At 62.1% G+C, this 15,193-nt stretch carries 12 protein-coding genes; 7 read left to right on the forward strand and 5 right to left on the reverse strand.

Going from position 1 to position 15,193, the window contains the following annotated elements; all coding sequences use genetic code 11:
• The first annotated feature begins 63 nt into the window (after positions 1 to 63).
• From CWE01_RS01300 to CWE01_RS01325, 6 genes are all read left to right on the forward strand, one after another.
• The gene (locus tag CWE01_RS01300) at positions 64 to 924 is read left to right on the forward strand and encodes a CoA transferase subunit A (RefSeq protein ID WP_100938713.1); all 861 of its coding nucleotides are present in this window, start codon (positions 64 to 66) and stop codon (positions 922 to 924) included.
• Complete coding sequence (locus CWE01_RS01305; protein WP_100938714.1) at positions 921 to 1,700, forward strand: CoA-transferase subunit beta; 780 nt, start codon at positions 921 to 923, stop codon at positions 1,698 to 1,700. Before CWE01_RS01300 ends, CWE01_RS01305 begins: the two co-directional genes overlap by 4 nt.
• Positions 1,697 to 2,902: a 3-oxoadipyl-CoA thiolase gene (pcaF, locus tag CWE01_RS01310; protein WP_177144172.1), complete on the forward strand. Its 1,206-nt coding sequence runs from the start codon at positions 1,697 to 1,699 to the stop codon at positions 2,900 to 2,902. Before CWE01_RS01305 ends, pcaF begins: the two co-directional genes overlap by 4 nt.
• A 128-nt stretch (positions 2,903 to 3,030) precedes the next feature.
• Positions 3,031 to 4,326, forward strand: a complete 1,296-nt coding sequence (locus CWE01_RS01315; RefSeq protein WP_100938716.1) for an MFS family transporter — start codon at positions 3,031 to 3,033, stop codon at positions 4,324 to 4,326.
• A gap of 84 nt (positions 4,327 to 4,410) precedes the next feature.
• Positions 4,411 to 5,205: a 3-oxoadipate enol-lactonase gene (gene pcaD, locus CWE01_RS01320; RefSeq protein WP_100939200.1), complete on the forward strand. Its 795-nt coding sequence runs from the start codon at positions 4,411 to 4,413 to the stop codon at positions 5,203 to 5,205.
• A gap of 129 nt (positions 5,206 to 5,334) precedes the next feature.
• Entirely contained in the window at positions 5,335 to 6,234 is a 900-nt protein-coding gene (locus CWE01_RS01325) for a polysaccharide deacetylase family protein (RefSeq protein WP_100938717.1), read from the forward strand.
• A 105-nt stretch (positions 6,235 to 6,339) separates the two neighbouring features.
• Here the strand turns inward: CWE01_RS01325 and CWE01_RS01330 are convergent, their stop codons facing one another.
• Genes CWE01_RS01330 through emhA form a run of 3 tightly spaced genes read right to left on the reverse strand, consistent with a single transcriptional unit; the run spans position 6,340 to position 12,104 of the window.
• The gene (locus CWE01_RS01330) at positions 6,340 to 7,791 is read right to left on the reverse strand and encodes an AdeC/AdeK/OprM family multidrug efflux complex outer membrane factor (protein ID WP_100938718.1); all 1,452 of its coding nucleotides are present in this window, start codon (positions 7,789 to 7,791) and stop codon (positions 6,340 to 6,342) included.
• Complete coding sequence (locus tag CWE01_RS01335; protein WP_100938719.1) at positions 7,788 to 10,940, reverse strand: efflux RND transporter permease subunit; 3,153 nt, start codon at positions 10,938 to 10,940, stop codon at positions 7,788 to 7,790. The genes CWE01_RS01330 and CWE01_RS01335 overlap by 4 nt, the downstream gene beginning before the upstream one ends.
• 3 nt (positions 10,941 to 10,943) lie before the next feature.
• On the reverse strand, positions 10,944 to 12,104 hold the full coding sequence (gene emhA, locus CWE01_RS01340; protein WP_100938720.1) for an efflux RND transporter periplasmic adaptor subunit EmhA: 1,161 nt from the start codon (positions 12,102 to 12,104) through the stop codon (positions 10,944 to 10,946).
• Positions 12,105 to 12,358: 254 nt separating this feature from the next.
• Here emhA and CWE01_RS01345 point away from each other — a divergent pair, with 254 nt between their 5' ends.
• The gene (locus CWE01_RS01345) at positions 12,359 to 12,991 is read left to right on the forward strand and encodes a TetR family transcriptional regulator (RefSeq protein ID WP_100938721.1); all 633 of its coding nucleotides are present in this window, start codon (positions 12,359 to 12,361) and stop codon (positions 12,989 to 12,991) included.
• A 344-nt stretch (positions 12,992 to 13,335) separates the two neighbouring features.
• Here CWE01_RS01345 and CWE01_RS01350 read toward each other — a convergent pair whose 3' ends face one another.
• Positions 13,336 to 13,854 carry a hypothetical protein gene (locus CWE01_RS01350; protein ID WP_100938722.1) on the reverse strand — a complete coding sequence of 173 codons (519 nt, stop codon included), beginning with the start codon at positions 13,852 to 13,854 and terminating at the stop codon, positions 13,336 to 13,338.
• Positions 13,855 to 14,127: 273 nt separating this feature from the next.
• The gene (locus CWE01_RS01355; RefSeq protein ID WP_100938723.1) at positions 14,128 to 15,177 is read right to left on the reverse strand and encodes an alkene reductase; all 1,050 of its coding nucleotides are present in this window, start codon (positions 15,175 to 15,177) and stop codon (positions 14,128 to 14,130) included.
• Between the last annotated feature and the right edge of the window lie 16 nt (positions 15,178 to 15,193).

Genomic DNA, 15,193 nt, shown 5'->3' on the forward strand with positions numbered 1-15,193 from the left:
GCTCATCACGGCGTTGAACCTCGCGCTGTCCCTCAGGTGTGTTGAAACCGGGAGTCTGCACCCATGGCTGAAATCCTTTCGCTGCATGACGCGGTGAAGCAGTTCGTCAACGACGGTGACACCGTCGCGCTCGAAGGCTTCACTCATCTGATTCCGACGGCGGCGGGTCATGAAATCATTCGTCAGGGCAAGAAAGACCTGACGCTGGTGCGCATGACGCCTGACTTGGTCTATGACCAGTTGATCGGCGCCGGCTGCGCCCGCAAGCTGATTTTCTCCTGGGGCGGCAATCCGGGCGTGGGTTCGCTGCACCGCCTGCGCGATGCCGTCGAAAAACACTGGCCGCACCCGCTGGAAATCGAAGAGCACAGCCATGCCGACCTGGCCAACGCCTATGTGGCCGGCGCCTCCGGCTTGCCGTTCGCGGTCCTGCGGGCCTACGCCGGCTCCGACCTGCCGAAGGTCAATCCGCTGATCAAGACGGTCACCTGTCCGTTCACCGGTGAAGTGCTGGCCGCCGTACCTTCGGTACGCCCGGACGTTACCGTGATCCATGCCCAGAAAGCCGACCGCAAGGGCAACGTGTTGCTCTGGGGCATTCTCGGTGTGCAGAAGGAAGCGGCCCTGGCGGCCAAACGTTGCATCGTCACCGTCGAGGAAATCGTCGACGACTTGCAGGCGCCGATGAACGCCTGCGTCCTGCCGACCTGGGCCCTGAGCGCGGTGTGCCATGTTCCCGGTGGTGCCCACCCGTCCTACGCCCATGGTTATACCGAGCGTGATAACCGCTTCTACCAGGCCTGGGACCCGATCGCCCGCGACCGTGCAACCTTTACCGCGTGGATCGACGAGTACATCCATGGCACCGCGAACTTTGCCGAGTTCCAGAGCAAACTGGCCCACGCTTCGGAGGTTAAGTCATGACCTACACCACCAATGAAATGATGACGGTGGCCGCCGCTCGCCGCCTGAAGAACGGTTCGGTCTGCTTTGTCGGCATCGGCCTGCCCTCCAAGGCTGCCAACCTGGCGCGCCTGACCTCTTCTCCGGACGTGGTACTGATCTACGAGTCGGGCCCGATTGGCGCCAAGCCCAGTGTGCTGCCGTTGTCCATCGGGGATGGCGAGCTGGCGGAAACCGCCGACACCGTGGTGCCGACCGGTGAGATCTTCCGCTACTGGCTGCAAGGCGGGCGCATTGATGTCGGTTTTCTCGGCGCGGCCCAGGTCGACCGTTTCGGCAATATCAACACCACGGTGGTCGGCGACTATTTCTCGCCCAAGGTCCGCTTGCCCGGTGCCGGTGGCGCTCCGGAAATCGCCGGTTCGGCGAAAAGCGTGCTGATCATCCTCAAGCAGTCGGCACGTTCCTTCGTCGACAAGCTGGACTTCATCACCTCGGTCGGCCACGGCGAAGGCGGCGATTCGCGCAAACGCCTGGGCCTGCCGGGTGCCGGTCCGGTGGGGATCATCACCGACCTGTGCATCATGGAACCGCAAGCTCCCAGCCACGAGTTCGTGGTGACCGCGCTGCATCCGGGTGTGACGCGCGAGCAAGTGATCGCCGCCACCGGCTGGGCCGTGCGCTTTGCCGATCAGGTCGCGGTCAGCGATGCCCCCAGCGAGATCGAACTGAACGCCCTGCGCGACCTCGAAATTCGTACCGCCGCGGCCCACGGCCAAACCCCCGGAGAAGCCTGATGCGCGATGTCTTTATCTGTGACGCCATTCGTACCCCCATCGGTCGCTTTGGTGGCGGCCTGGCCGGTGTGCGCGCTGACGACCTGGCGGCGATCCCGATCAAGGCGCTGATGACGCGTAACCCGTCGGTGAACTGGGCCGAGGTTGATGAAGTGTTTCTCGGCTGCGCCAACCAGGCCGGCGAGGACAACCGCAACGTCGCGCGCATGGCGCTGTTGCTGGCGGGGTTGCCGGAGACGGTACCCGGGGTGACCCTCAATCGCCTCTGCGCCTCGGGGATGGACGCGATCGGCACCGCGTTCCGTGCCATCGCCAGTGGCGAGATGGAATTGGCGATTGCCGGTGGCGTGGAGTCCATGTCCCGTGCGCCCTTCGTGATGGGCAAGGCCGACGCGGCGTTCTCCCGCAACATGAAACTGGAAGACACCACCATCGGCTGGCGTCTGATCAACCCGCTGATGAAGGCTCAATACGGTGTTGATGCGATGCCGCAGACCGCCGACAACGTGGCGGACGACTATCAGGTCTCCCGCGCCGACCAGGACGCTTTTGCCTTGCGCAGCCAGCAACGCACGGCTGCCGCCCAGGCCGCCGGTTTCTTCACTGAAGAAATCGTGGCGGTGCGTATCGCCCATAAAAAAGGCGAGACGGTGGTCGAGCACGATGAACATCCTCGGGCCGACACCACGCTCGAGGCCCTGGCCAAACTCAAACCGGTCAATGGCCCGGACAAGACCGTCACCGCCGGCAATGCGTCCGGCGTCAACGATGGCGCCGCCGCGCTGATCCTGGCGTCCGCCGAGGCGGTGAAGAAACATGGTCTGACGGCCCGTGCCCGGGTGCTCGGCATGGCTAGCGCGGGTGTCGCGCCCCGGGTCATGGGGATCGGCCCGGTACCGGCCGTGCGCAAGTTGACCGAGCGCCTGGGGCTGGCCGTCAGCGATTTCGACGTTATCGAACTGAACGAAGCCTTCGCCAGCCAGGGCCTGGCGGTGCTGCGTGAACTGGGCATCGCTGACGATGCGCCGCAGGTCAACCCGAACGGCGGCGCCATTGCCCTCGGTCATCCGCTGGGCATGAGCGGCGCACGCCTGGTGCTGACAGCGCTCCACCAGTTGGAAAAGACCGGTGGCAGCAAGGGCCTGGCGACGATGTGTGTCGGCGTCGGGCAGGGGCTGGCGTTGGCGATTGAGCGGGTCTGAGATTCACGGGCAATAAAACAGGCGCCCGGATGATGGCCACGTACTGTCATTCGGGCGACTGTTCTTGTAAAACAGGTCTGTTGCGAAGTATGTCTAAACTGCAACTTACCTCCTTCGAGTGATGACACATGACAACAACAACGATGCCGTACACCCCCGAAGAACGTAACAAGAGGATTTTTGCCATTGTCGGTGCTTCTTCCGGCAACCTGGTCGAGTGGTTCGACTTCTATGTCTATGCCTTCTGTGCAATCTACTTCGCCCCGGCTTTTTTTCCCTCTGGCGATCCCACGGCGCAGTTGCTCAATACCGCCGGTGTGTTCGCCGCCGGCTTCCTGATGCGACCCATCGGTGGCTGGCTGTTCGGCCGCGTGGCCGACAAGCATGGCCGCAAGAATTCGATGATGATCTCGGTGCTGATGATGTGCGCCGGCTCCCTGGTCATCGCGTTCCTGCCGACCTACGCGTCCATCGGTGCCTGGGCGCCGTTTCTGCTGCTGGTGGCGCGTCTGTTCCAGGGACTGTCGGTGGGCGGTGAATACGGCACCACCGCGACCTATATGAGTGAAGTGGCCCTGCGCGGCCAGCGCGGTTTCTTTGCTTCGTTCCAGTACGTGACCCTGATCGGCGGCCAGTTGCTGGCGGTGCTGGTCCTGGTGATCCTGCAGCAGTTCCTCAGCGAACCGGAACTCAAGGCCTGGGGCTGGAGGATTCCGTTCGTGATCGGTGCCATCGCGGCGCTGATCTCGCTGTTGCTGCGTCGCTCCCTGAAGGAAACCACCAGCAAGGAAACCCGCCAGGACAAGGACGCCGGCAGCATCCGGGCGTTGTTCCGCGATCACAAGGCAGCCTTTATCACCGTGCTCGGCTACACCGCCGGCGGTTCGCTGATTTTCTACACCTTCACCACCTACATGCAGAAGTACCTGGTGAACACCGCCGGCATGACGGCCAAGACCGCCAGTTTCATCATGACCGCCGTACTCTTCCTCTATATGTGCATGCAGCCGTTCTTTGGCATGCTCTCGGACCGTATCGGCCGGCGTAACTGCATGCTCTGGTTCGGCGCGCTGGGGACCTTGTGCACCGTGCCGATCCTGCTGACCCTGAAGACCGTGACCAGTCCGTTCCTGGCCTTTGTGCTGATCACCCTGGCACTGGCGATCGTCAGTTTCTATACCTCCATCAGCGGCCTGGTCAAAGCCGAGATGTTCCCGGCCCAGGTCCGCGCACTGGGTGTGGGCCTGGCCTACGCGGTGGCGAATGCGATCTTCGGCGGCTCGGCGGAATACGTGGCCCTGAACCTGAAGTCGGTGGGCATGGAAAACGCCTTCTACTGGTATGTGACGGCGATGATGGCCGTCGCCTTCCTGTTCAGCCTGCGCCTGCCGAAAGAGGCGGCCTACCTGCACCACGATCATTGATCGGTTCGCGCGCCCTTCATGGGCGCGCATGACCTGGGCAATCAGCGGGCAAATACATCGGTTTTTTACTTGAAGGGGATGAACGTGGGTTTCGTACGACTTGCCGAGGGTGAACTGCATTACCAGCTTGATGGCCCGCCCGATGCGCAGGTATTGGTGCTGTCCAACTCGCTGGGGACTGACCTGGGGATGTGGGACACCCAGATGCCGGTGTTTGCCGAGCACTTTCGGGTACTGCGTTACGACACCCGCGGCCATGGCCGTTCGCTGGTGACGCCCGGGCCTTACAGCATCGAGCAATTGGGGCACGACGTCCTGGCGTTGCTCGACGCATTGAATATCGAACGTGCGCACTTCTGCGGCCTGTCCATGGGCGGTCTGATCGGCCAGTGGCTGGGCATCAACGCCGGGCATCGCCTGCAGCGCTTGATTGTCTGCAACACGGCGGCGAAGATCGGCGATGCGGCCGGCTGGAATCCACGGATCGAAGCCGTTTCGACGGGTGGCCAGGCGGCCATGCTGGCCCTGCGCGACGGGGCGGTTTCACGCTGGTTCACCCCGGCGTTCGCCGAAGCGCACCCGGATCGGGTCAAGCCGATCACCGAGATGCTCGCCGCCACCTCGCCCGAGGGGTATGCGGCCAACTGCTGTGCCGTGCGCGATGCGGATTTTCGCGATCAGTTGGCGCAGATCCAACGGCCGTTGCTGGTGATTTCCGGCAGCGAGGATGCGGTGACGCCGCCGTCGGGCGGGATCTTTATCCAGCAGCACGTCGAGGGCGCCGAATACGCCGAGTTCCAAGCCGCGCATCTGTCCAACGTGCAGGCCGGCGATGGCTTCAGTCAGCGGGTACTGGACTTCCTGTCCGCCAGGGTGTGAAGCGTTCCGAGTGAAATCCTTCTCTTTTAGATGAAACTTTCACTACCGCCTGAACGCCTTCCCGGATGTTGTGCTCTGATGAGCGCGATGGCGCTTCTGTCATTGCCCTGATCCGGACCCCGCCCATCCATGAAGTCGTTTGCTGCATTGCTGTCAGGGCTCGTGATCGCTACGAGCCTTGCCGCTTGCATCGGTCCGCCGATGCCCCTGACGCCACAAACCGAACAGGCCCTGCGCTCGCAGCCGCCGATCCGTTTTCTGCTGACCTTCGATGACGGTCCCAATGCCTCGAGTTTCTGGAACCCGACGGCGTCGGTGCTCGATGACTTGGCGCACAACCCGATCCAGCCGGGGATCAAGGCGATTTTTTTCGTCCAGACCCGTGCCACCCGGGCCGGCAACAGTGATATCGGTCGTGCGCTGATGCGTCGCGAGCATGCCGAAGGGCATATCCTCGGCTTTCATACCGCGACCCCCTCGCACACCAATCACCGTTCCTTGAGCCCGGAAGAACTGGAACAGTCGCTCAACAATGGCATTGCGGACATTACGGCGATCACCGGTGCACCGCCGACGATCCTGCGCCCGCCGTTCTGGAACTACGACAAGCGTACTTTCGCCGCCTACCAGCAACATGGCCTGCACGTATTGCTGACGGACCTGAGTGCCAACGATGGCAAGGTCTGGGGCATCACCGCCAGCCCGCAGCGGCGGGCCAACCTGCTCAAGCACCTGGCCGAAGTCCGCGAGCAGATCGCTCGTGGCGAAATGCCGGTGGTCGATGGGGTGATTCCGGTGGTGGTGACCTTTCACGACCTCAATCGCTATACCGCCCGGCATATGCAGGAATACCTGCAGATCCTGATGGACTGCGCACGGGACACCGGTGTGCGGACCGCCGAGCAGCCTTTCTATACGGACAGCTCGGCCTTGTTGCGCGCGATCATGGCGCGCACGGTGCATGACAGCTCCGTGCCCGTGCACCTGCCCGGGTTCTGGAACTGGTGGTGGGACGGCGACTCGCACTAGGCTCTGTACGGAAACTGCCTGCGCGGCGAGTTTTCGTGCAAACCCTGACGAGCACTTTTGTCCAGGCAAAAAAAAGCCCACCTGGAAGCGGTGGGCTTGTGAGGGTCAGCCTTTCGGCGGTTCCTCGGAGATCGGCTTGGCCTGGCCGCTGTTTTCGTACCAGCCACCGCCGAGGGCCTTGTACAGGTTGACCTCGCTGGTGAGCTGCGACAGGCGATCGCTGATCAGCGACTGCTGGGCGCTGAACAACGAACGCTGGGCATCGAGGAAGGTCAGGTTGCTGTCGACACCAATGCGATAGCGACGCTCGGCCAGGCGGTAGTAATCCTGGTTGGCGGCGACCAGGTCACGCTGGGCCTGCAGCTGCTGGTTGAAGGTCTGGCGTGCCGCCAGTCCATCGGAGACTTCCTGGAAGCCGGTCTGAATGGCTTTCTCGTAGTTGGCGACGCTGATGTCTTTCTGGATTTTCGAGTAATCCAGGCTCGCTCTCAGGCTACCGGCGTTGAAGATCGGAATGTTGATGCTCGGTGCGAACGACCAGGTTCCCGAACCGCCCTTGAACAGACCACCCATGTCCGGGCTCAAGGTCCCGGCATTGGCGGTCAGGCTGATGCTCGGGAAGAACGCCGCACGGGCCGCGCCGATATTGGCGTTGGCCGCCTGCAACTGGTGCTCGGCGCCGAGAATGTCCGGACGCCGTTGCAGCAACTCGGACGGCAGGCCGGCGGGCATGTCGCTGAGCAGCTTGGCCGACAGCGGTTGAGCCGCTGGCAAGTTGGCCGGGATACCGCTACCGAGCAGCAGGGTCAGGCTGTTCTGGTCCTGGGCCACCTGGCGGGTGAATTGCGCCAGGCTGCTGCGGGCACCCTCCACCGACGTCCGCGCCTGGCTCACATCCAGGGCGGAAGCCACGCCGACTTCGTTGCTGCGTGAGGTCAGCTTGAAGCTTTCCTCGTAGGCCGACAGGGTGTTCTGGGTCAGCTTGAGCAGTTCCTTGTCGGCCTGCCAGGTCAGGTAGGCGTTGGCCACACTGGCCACCAGGCTGATCTGGGTGGTGCGGCGGGCTTCTTCGCTGGCGAAGTAAGTCTGCAGTGCCTGCTCGCTCAAGCTACGGACGCGGCCGAACAGGTCCAGTTCATAGGAACTGACGCCGAGGGTCGCCGAGTACTGGCTGGTAATCATTTCCTTGCCGGTACTCGAGACGGCGGCCGGCACCCGCTGCCGACTGCCATTGCCATTGGCACTGACCGCCGGGAACAGGTCCGCGCGCTGGATCTGGTATTGGGCGCGGTAGGCGTCGATGTTCAGCGCCGCGACCCGCAGGTCGCGGTTGTTTTCCAGGGCCACCTGGATCAGCTGTTGCAGCGCCGGGTCGGCGAAGAACTGGCGCCAGCCCTGTTCGGCGGCGGCGACGTTCGCCGCCTGGGCCGGCGAGTAGGCCGGTCCTTGCGGGTACTGCGCCGCTACCGGCGCTTCGGGGCGCTGGTAGTCGGGGATCAACGAGCAACCGCTGAGCACAAAGGCCGCGACCGCTACACTGAGAAGGGACTTGCTCATTGGCCAGCCTCGTTGCTTGGAGTTTCAGTAGTGTCTGACTTCTTGTGCTTTTTCTCGCCGCCGATGGACGACACCGACACGAAGAACAACGGAACCCAGAAGATCGCCAGAATCGTCGCGGTGATCATACCGCCAATCACGCCCGTACCGATGGCGTGCTGGCTACCCGAACCGGCACCGGTGGAAATCGCCAGCGGCACCACGCCGAGGATGAACGCCAGGGAGGTCATGATGATCGGACGCAGACGCATCCGACAAGCCTCGACGGCGGCGTCGATCAGGCTACGGCCCTGTTCATGCAGTTCCTTGGCGAACTCGACGATCAGGATGGCGTTTTTCGCCGCCAGGCCGATGGTCGTCAACAGGCCCACCTGGAAGTACACGTCGTTGGACAGCCCGCGGAAGGTCGTTGCCAACAGCGCACCGATGATCCCCAGCGGTACCACAAGGACCACGGCGATGGGGATCGACCAGCTTTCATACAACGCGGCGAGACACAGGAACACCATCAGCAGCGACAGGGCGAACAACGCCGGCGCCTGGGAGCCGGACAGCTTCTCCTCGTACGACAGGCCGGTCCAGGAAATCCCGACGCCAGCCGGCAGTTTCGCGGCAATGGCTTCGACTTCCGCCAGGGCCTGGCCGGTACTGTAGCCGGGGGCCGGGGCACCGAGGATTTCCACGGCGGCGACGCCGTTGAAACGCGACAGCTTCGGCGAGCCGTAGACCCACTCGCCCTTGGCGAAGGCGGAGAACGGCACCATGATCCCGGTGCTGTTACGCACGTACCACTTCTTCAGGTCTTCAGGGCTCATCCGCGAATTGGCCTGGCCTTGCACGAAGACTTTCTTCACCCGACCGCGGTCGATGAAGTCGTTGACGTAGCTACCGCCCAGGGCAATCGACAAGCTGTTGTTGATGTCCGCGATGGACACGCCCAGGGCACTGGCGCGTTCGTCGTCGATGCTCAACTGGTACTGCGGCTCATCGTTCAGACCGTTGGGACGAACCTGGCTGAGCACCTTGCTCTGCGCGGCCATGCCGAGGAACTGGTTACGCGCGGCCATCAGCTTCTCGTGACCGATACCGGCCTGGTCCTGCAGATAGACGTCGAAACCGATGGCGTTACCCAACTCCAGTACCGCCGGAGGGGCGAAGGCAAACACCATCGCATCGCGGAACGAGAAGAAGTGTTGCTGGGCGCGGGCGGCGAGGCCGAACACGCTGTTCTCGCTGGTGCGCTCACCCCAGGGCTTGAGCATGATGAAGCCCAGGCCCGAGCTCTGGCCGTTACCGGCGAAGTTGAAGCCGTTCACGGTAAACACCGAAGCCACGGTGTCGGATTCCTTGGTCAACAGATACTCACGCATCTCGTCGAGGACCGCCTGGGTCCGCTCGGCACTGGAACCGGACGGTGTCTGCACCTGGGCAAACAGTACGCCCTGGTCTTCTTCCGGCAGGAACGAGGTCGGAATGCGCATGAACAACCAGATCATGCCGGCAAAGATGATCACGTAGACCAGCAGGTACGGTGCCTTGTGGCGCAGGATGCTGCCCACGGTGCGTTCGTAGCCGCGCACGCTGCGGTCGAAGTTGCGGTTGAACCAGCCGAAGAAGCCGCGTTTTTCGGTGCCGTGGTCGCCCTTGGCAATCGGCTTGAGCATGGTGGCGCACAGCGCCGGGGTGAAGATCAGGGCGACCATCACCGACAGGGCCATGGCCGAGACGATGGTGATCGAGAACTGCTTGTAGATCACCCCGGTGGAACCGGCGAAGAACGCCATGGGCAGCAGTACCGCCGAGAGCACGAGGGCGATACCCACCAGTGCACCCTGGATCTGCCCCATGGATTTCTTGGTCGCTTCCTTGGGCGATAGCCCTTCCTCGCTCATCACCCGTTCGACGTTTTCCACCACGACGATGGCATCGTCCACCAGCAAGCCGATGGCCAGAACCATACCGAACATGGTCAGGGTGTTGATGCTGAAACCGGCTGCCGCGAGGATCCCGAAGGTCCCCAGCAATACCACCGGTACGGTCATGGTGGTGATGATGGTGGCGCGGAAGTTCTGCAGGAACAGGAACATCACCAGGAACACCAGCACGATCGCTTCGACCAGGGTTTCAACCACGCCCTTGATCGACTCGGTCACCACCGGGGTGGTGTCGTACGGGTAAACCACTTGCATGCCTGGCGGGAAGAACGGTTCCAGGGTGGCAATGGTCTTGCGCAAGGCCTTGGCGGTGTCCAGGGCGTTGGCGCCGGCTGCGAGTTTCACGGCCAGACCGGACGCCGGCTTGCCGTTGAACTGGGCGTTGATGCTGTAGTTTTCACCACCGAGGCCGACATCGGCGACATCACCCAGACGTACTTGCGAGCCGTCCTGGTTGACCTTGAGCAGGATCGCCTTGAACTGTTCGGCGGTCTGCAGGCGGGTCTTGCCGATGATGGTGGCGTTCAACTGCTGGCCGGGCATGGCCGGCAGGCCACCCAGTTGCCCGGAGGCGACCTGGACGTTCTGCGCGGCGATGGCGGTTTGCACGTCAACCGGGGTCAGCTTGAAGTTGTTCAGCTTGGCCGGATCGAGCCAGATACGCATCGCATACTGGGCACCGAACACCTGGAAGTCACCGACGCCGGCGGTCCGCGAGATCGGGTCCTGCATGTTCGAAACGATGTAGTTGGCCAGGTCGTCCTTGGTCATGCTGCCGTTGGTCGAAACGACACCGATCACCATCAGGAAGTTTTTAACCGACTTGGTCACGCGGATACCCTGTTGCTGCACTTCTTGCGGCAGCAATGGGGTGGCCAGGTTCAGTTTGTTCTGTACCTGGACCTGCGCGGTATCGGGGCTGGTGCCCTGGTTGAAGGTTGCGGTGATGGTCATGCTGCCGTCGGAGTTACTCGACGACTCGATATAACGCAGGTTGTCGATACCGTTGAGCTGCTGCTCGATCACCTGGACCACGGTGTCCTGCACGGTCTGCGCCGAAGCGCCCGGGTAGGTCACGGCAATCGCGATGGCCGGCGGTGCAATGGCCGGGTACTGGTTGATCGGCAACTTGAGGATCGATAGAGCCCCGACCAACATGATCACCAGGGCGATAACCCAGGCGAAAATTGGACGGTCGATAAAAAATTTCGACATGGTTTACTCCCCTTTGCTGCCTGCGGCTTTATCTGTGGCCGGGGCAGGTGCCGGGTTGGCTGCCTTCACGTTGGTGGCTTCGGTGGCCTTGACTTCAACGCCAGGACGCACGAACTGGAGACCTTCGGTGATCACCCGATCGCCGGCTTTCAGGCCGTCTTCGATCAGCCACTGGCTACCGACAGTGCGGCTGGCCTTGAGCTGACGCAGTTCGACCTTGTTGTCCGGGCCGACGACCAGCGCGGTGGGCAGGCCCTTGAGGTCACGGGTCACGCCTTGTTGCGGGGCGAGAATCGCGGCACTGTTCACACCGGCCTGCAACTGGGCATGCACGAACATGCCGGGCAGCAGGGTGTGATCAGGGTTTGGGAATACCGCACGCAGGGTCACGGAGCCGGTGGTTTCATCCACGGTGACTTCCGAGAACTCGAGCTTGCCGTCCTGCTTGTACTGGCTGCCGTCTTCCAGGGTCAGCTTGACCGAGGCGGCATTGTCGCCGGCTTTCTGCAGGCGACCGCTTTCCAGCTCACGCCGCAGTTGCAGCAGCTCGGCGGTGGACTGCGTGACGTCGACATAGATCGGGTCGAGTTGCGAAATCGTGGCCATGGCATCGGTCTGGCCGCTGCTGACCAGCGCGCCTTCGGTCACCGAAGAACGGCCGATTCGACCGGACAGCGGTGCGTAGACCTTGGTGTAACGCACATTGATCTGGGCGCTTTGCAGAGCCGCTTCCGATTGCAGGCGGTTGGCGACGGCGGTGTCGTACTCCTGACGGCTGACGGCTTGCTCATTCACCAGTTGCTTGTAGCGATCGGAAATCGACTTGGTCGATTGCAGGTTCGCTTCGGCGCTTTTCAGGGTCGCTTCATAGACCGATGGGTCGATCTGGTACAGCTGCTGGCCGGCTTTGACATCGCCGCCTTCCTTGAACAGACGCTTGAGAATGATGCCATTGACCTGTGGGCGAACTTCCGCGATGCGGTAGGCCGTGGTGCGACCGGGCAGGTCGGAGGTCAGGGTAAAGGCCTGGGTTTGCAGGGTAACGACGCCGACCTGAGGCGCGGGAGGAGCGGGCGCAGCGGCCTTTTCCTCTTTACATCCGCTGAGCAGCGATGCCAGGGCGACGGCGGTGACCAGAGCGGTAACAGCTGGCTTGAGTTGCATGAAGATCCTCGGGTCAGGCGCGCACGATGCGCACAAGAAAGGTGGAAGGGTAAGAAAGGGGGACTGGGTGGATAAATAGGTTGCTAATGAATATACTTACATTCATGGTTGTTTGTAAATACTTGCGCTTTGCGCAGAAATAGTTACAAAGCATGTAATTTAGCCCGGGAAAAGGCACGACGATCGCCTCCCGCCATTAAGTTCCGATTAAGCCCGGCGTTCGTCCGCGGCACCCTGATTGAGGTTTTACTGCCATGGTCCGTCGCACCAAAGAGGAAGCCCAGGAGACCCGGAGACAGATACTCGAAGCTGCCGAAAAGGCTTTCTATGAGCGTGGTGTGGCGCGCACGACCCTGGCGGATATCGCGACCCTGGCGGGCGTGACCCGGGGTGCCATCTATTGGCATTTCAGCAACAAGGCCGAGTTGGTGCAGGCGATGCTCGACAGCCTCCACGAACCGCTGGATGCGTTGGCCCGGGCGAGCGAGAGCGAAGAGGAAGTCGATCCGCTGGGCTGCATGCGCACGTTGCTGATTCATGTGCTTCGTCAGGTTGCGCTGGACCCCCAGACCCGGCGAATCAACGAAATTCTGTTTCATAAGTGCGAGTTCACCGATGAAATGTGTGACCTGCGCCGTCAGCGCCAGGCCGCCAGTGTGGACTGCAATCTGAAGATCGGCCTGACCCTGCGTAACGCCGTTGCCCGCGGACAATTGCCGGAGCAACTCGACCCTGCCCGTGCCGCCATTGCCATACACGCTTACATCCATGGGATTATTGCTCAATGGCTGCTGGTCTCCGACAGCTTTGAACTGCAGACGGAAGCGGAGCGTCTGGTCGACACCGGGTTGGACATGCTGCGCTTGAGCCCTGGTCTGCGCAATTAAGTCAAAATGCGTATTTGATTCTAGTTGTATCAGAACTGGACATGAGCAAAGTTGACGCGTCATGTCGATGGACCGCAGCGGACCATTATCTACCTGCCCGCGTTATCTTGGTAGTTAGTAAGCTACGTATTTTGTAGCGAAAGTGTTGCGAGACTGTGAATGAATGTGCCCGATGTGTTGCATGGGGTGCCGAGCTGGCACTCAAGGGCATTGCGCTGATTGGCCGCAGCGGGCTGGCGGTGGTCTGGGGGAGGGGCAGGCGGCAGCAAAACCCGGTGTTTCTCCTTGAAGGCTCCGTCTCGACCCGATGTTGACCACCGCGATTGTTCTGTACTCGATATGACTCAACTCATGCTGAACTTGACGTTATAGCTGTAGGGCGGCGCCTTGAGGGTTTTGCTCAGGCGCGCCTTGCAGGACGCCTGGCGTTCACCGATGGACTCGGCTTTCCTGATCCAGATGGGCAGGTAGTTGGGGCGTTGGGTGTGGGCGAAGCGTTCCTGCAGGGTATGTTGGGCGACGAATCGGCACTTGCGCGGCCCGGCGCCATAGATGAACCAGGCCCTCGGGCCGTCCAGTACCAGTTCCCGGCGCTCGCCACTGGCGATGTTGAAACTAGACGGCGCAGCGCCGCCCAGGTCGAGGCCGGTCCCGAGGAGTTCAAGGGGGTCGGGGGAGTCGTTGCTGATCTCGATGGACGTGACTATTTTGGAAAGGCCCGGTTTTAACGGGGCGGGTTCTGAAGCGTCAGGTCCGAATGTGTCCACGCCAGAGCCACCGGTGGCGAAGGCCGCCAATGAAATCAGGCCCGAGAGTACGGCGCAGAACAGGGCGAGGCTGATGGACTGCAAGAGGGGAGTCATCTTATTAATTCCTTTTAATGAAGTCTTTTGAGGCAGCGTCATCCCATGACACTGCGCGCCTGGCCGATTCCGGCGGGGTGCTGGTTAAGTATGGGGGTTGTTACCGAAAATACCCGGAGTAAAGGGCAGCGTCGTACGTAGGCTTATTCCGATATTGAAGTGAGCCACTTCAATGAGGTGGGCACGTTGTCGGTGTGCCCTGCCAGCGCCAACAAAAAAGCCCCGACGCTTGCGCGCCGGGGCTTTCTGCTTTCTGAAGCTGTGGAGTAGCGCTTACAGCGTCGGGTAGTCGATATAGCCGACCGGGCCTTTGCCGTAGAAGGTTTCCGGGTTTGCCGGGTTCAACGGTGCGTCGGCCTTCAGGCGGGCTGGCAGGTCCGGGTTGGCGATGAACGGCACGCCGAAGGCCACCGCATCGGCCTTGCCGCTGGCCAGCCAGGCGTTGGCGCTGTCCTTGGTGAAACGTTCGTTGGCGATGTAAGGGCCGCCGAACGCCGCCTTCAGTTGTGGGCCTAGGCTGTCGCTGGCTTCTTTCTCACGGGAGCAGATAAACGCGATACCGCGCTTGCCCAGTTCGCGAGCGACGTAGGTGAAGGTTTCCGAGAGGTTCTCATCGCCCATGTCATGGGAGTCGGCGCGTGGCGCCAGGTGCATGCCGACGCGGCCTGCGCCCCAGACTTCGATCACGGCGTCGGTCACTTCGAGCAGCAGGCGTGCACGGTTTTCCACGGAGCCGCCGTAATTGTCGGTGCGCTGGTTGGTGCTGCTTTGCAGGAACTGGTCGAGCAGGTAGCCGTTGGCGCCGTGGATTTCCACGCCGTCAAAACCGGCGGCCTTGGCGTTTTCCGCACCGACCCGGTAGGCGTCGACGATATCGGCGATTTCAGCGGTTTCCAGGGCGCGCGGGGTCGGGTAGTCCGACAGTGGGCGTACCAGGCTGACATGGCCCTTGGGCTGGATGGCACTCGGTGCGACCGGCAGTTCGCCATTCAGGTACGAGGGATGGGAAACCCGGCCCACATGCCACAGTTGCAGGAAGATCCGGCCGCCGGCGCCGTGGATGGCCTTGGTCACGTTGGCCCAGCCGCGCACCTGGTCGTTGGACCAGATACCCGGGGTGTCGGGGTAGCCGACGCCCATCGGGGTCACGGAGGTGGCTTCGCTGAGGATCAGGCCGGCGGAGGCGCGTTGCACGTAGTACTCGGCCATCAGTGCATTGGGGACGCGACCTTCATCGGCGCGGCAACGGGTCAGCGGGGCCATGATGATGCGGTTGGGCAGTTCAAGGTCGCCCAGTTTGATCGAATCGAAAATAGTTGCCATGTGTACAACCCTCGTT

This window comes from Pseudomonas sp. QS1027 (assembly GCF_002814235.1).
Lineage (GTDB): Bacteria > Pseudomonadota > Gammaproteobacteria > Pseudomonadales > Pseudomonadaceae > Aquipseudomonas.